Annotated in this window: 1 protein-coding gene and 1 pseudogene; both read left to right on the top strand. The window is 69.5% G+C overall.

Features of this window, described 5'->3' with window-relative positions; genetic code table 11:
- Window positions 1-367 (top strand): annotated as a pseudogene (locus B073_RS0106225) (beta-ketoacyl synthase); the annotation flags it as partial.
- 107 nt (window positions 368-474) lie between these two features.
- The coding region (locus tag B073_RS0106220; RefSeq protein ID WP_018537227.1) for a type I polyketide synthase at window positions 475-2237 on the top strand (1763 nt) is incomplete at its 3' end.

Here is a 2237-nt window from a genome sequence, read left to right as displayed (position 1 = left end):
ACTCCGCAACCACCTCAACACCGCCACCGGCCTCCAACTCCCCACCACCCTCATCTTCGACCACCCCAACCCCACCAACCTCGCCACCCACCTCGGAGCACAGTTGGTTCCCGATGGTGCGGCAGCGGCCGGGCCCGTACTCGCGGAGCTGACCAGGCTCAAGGCAGTGATCAGGGATCTGGCGGACGACACGGCCACCCGCGATCGGATCACCGCTCAACTCGGCGAACTGCTGGAGCTGGCCGGAGCGGTGGACGAGCGGGCCTCACACACCGCCGGCACCCCCAAGTCTTCCGACGACGCCGACCAGGACCTCGAAACCGCAAGCGACGAAGAGCTCTTCGCGCTCTTCGACGACCTCGAATGACCTGCTGATCCGGCCTGTTCGGATCAACGTGCACGGACACCAGCCACGAGACACCAGCTACCAGACGTTCAGACACCAGGCACAACACAGCGGGGAGACGACATCACATGGCGGGCGAAGAACAACTGCGCGACTACCTCAAGCGGGCCATTGCGGATGCCCGTGACGCGCGCAGGAAGCTGCGCGAGGTGGAGGAGCGACAGCAGGAGCCGATCGCGATCGTGGCGATGGCCTGCCGCTATCCCGGCGGAGTCGCCTCTCCGGAGGATCTGTGGCGCCTGGTCGCGGAAGGCGGGGACGCGATCGGCGGCTTCCCGGTCAACCGGGGCTGGGACCTGGAAGCCCTCTACGATCCCGATCCGGAACGGGTGGGCACTTCCTACACCCGCCACGGCGGCTTCCTCCACGACGCCGACCAATTCGACCCGGAGTTCTTCGGGATGTCCCCGCGTGAGGCGCTGACTGTGGACCCGCAGCAGCGGCTGCTGCTGGAGGCCGCCTGGGAAGCGTTCGAGAATGCGGGTATCGTCCCTGCGTCGTTGCGCGGCAGTCACACGGGTGTCTTCACCGGCGTGATGTACAACGACTACGGCTCACGGCCGTACCTCCCCGCCGAGGGCAACGAGGGGTACCTCTACGGCGGTAGCGCGGGCAGTGTCGCCGCCGGCCGCCTCTCGTACACGTACGGTCTGGAAGGGCCGGCGGTGGCGGTGGACACCGCGTGCTCGTCTTCGCTGGTGGCACTGCATCTCGCGGCCGCTGCCCTACGCCGGGGCGAGTGCGATCTGGCGCTCGCCGGCGGGGTGGCGGTGATGTCGACCCCGCGGTCGTTCGTCGAGTTCTCCCGTCAGCGCGGGCTGTCCGTCGACGGCCGCTGCAAGGCGTTCTCGGCCGCTGCCGACGGCACCGGCTGGTCGGAGGGCGTGGGTCTGCTGCTGCTGGAGCGGCTCTCCGACGCCGTGCAGAACGGCCACCAGGTACTGGCCGTACTGCGTGGCTCCGCGGTCAATCAGGACGGCGCCAGCAACGGCCTGACGGCGCCCAACGGCCCTTCCCAGGAGCGCGTCATCCGCCAGGCGCTGGCCGCCTCCGGCCTGTCCACGGCGGACGTCGACGCGGTGGAGGCCCACGGGACCGGCACGCCGCTGGGCGACCCGATCGAGGCACAGGCACTGCAGGCCACCTACGGCCACGACCGACCCACCGACCGGCCGCTGTGGCTCGGGTCGCTCAAGTCCAACATCGGCCATACGCAGGCCGCGGCGGGCGTGGGCGGTGTGATCAAGATGGTCCAGGCGATGCGGCACCGCCTGCTGCCCAAGACCCTCCACGTCGACGAGCCGACCGGACACGTCGACTGGGAGGCAGGGGCCGTCTCCCTGCTCCGCGAGGCCGTTTCCTGGCCGGAGTCCGAGGCACCGCGGCGAGCCGCGGTGTCTTCCTTCGGATTCGGCGGCACCAATGCGCATGTGATCCTCGAGGAGGCGCCGGCCACGTCCGAGGAACCGGCCCGTACGGAGGCGATGCGCGTTCCGGTGGTGCCGTGGGTGCTGTCCGCCAAGTCCGCCACGGCGCTCAAGGACCAGGCCGCGCGGCTGCTGCGCCGGGTCGAGAACGACCCCGCGCTCGACCCGGTCGATGTGGCATTCACCCTGGCCGGACGCTCGGCACTGGACCACCGGGCAGTGGTGACGGGCAGCGACCTGGAACAACTGACCGCAGGCTTGAGGGCATTGACGCACGGCCGGACAACCCCGAACCTGATCACAGCCGATGGACACAGCAACGGCTCCGCAGGCCAGCGCGTGGTCTTCGTCTTCCCCGGACAAGGCTCCCAGTGGACCGGCATGGCCACCGAACTCCTCGAGAC

Source organism: Streptomyces sp. MspMP-M5 (genome assembly GCF_000373585.1).
Lineage (GTDB): Bacteria > Actinomycetota > Actinomycetes > Streptomycetales > Streptomycetaceae > Streptomyces.
This window is presented reverse-complemented; position numbering and strand designations above follow the sequence as displayed.